This is a genomic window from Affinundibacterium seohonense (assembly GCF_014284305.1).
In the GTDB taxonomy this organism is placed as follows: Bacteria; Pseudomonadota; Gammaproteobacteria; order Burkholderiales; family Burkholderiaceae_D; genus Undibacterium; species Undibacterium seohonense.
This window is the reverse complement of the sequence record NZ_JACOFW010000162.1, coordinates 1-214: the sequence shown is the minus strand read 5'-3', so window position 1 is coordinate 214 and position 214 is coordinate 1. Positions and strand designations below refer to the sequence as shown.

Below are 214 nucleotides of genomic sequence, written 5' to 3'. Positions count from 1 at the left end.
CGGAATCGACGACACTGTCGTTGATTGTGGCGACGGTGACCGTGAAGCTGGAAACACCGGCTGGAACGATCAGGCTGCCACCAACTAAGGTCACGCCATTGCTAAATGTGGCTGTGCTGTTGTAATCGGCACCCGCTGTCGCTGTACCACCGCCTAAGTTGTAAGCGTAAGTCGCTGCTACTGTTGTGGTTGCTGACAGAGACACGGTGTAGAC

General features: G+C 55.1%; 1 protein-coding gene. It reads right to left on the bottom strand.

Annotated elements, in window-relative coordinates:
• Positions 1–214 (bottom strand): hypothetical protein (locus tag H8K52_RS21005; RefSeq protein ID WP_186924835.1); only part of this gene is annotated, 214 nt, incomplete at both ends.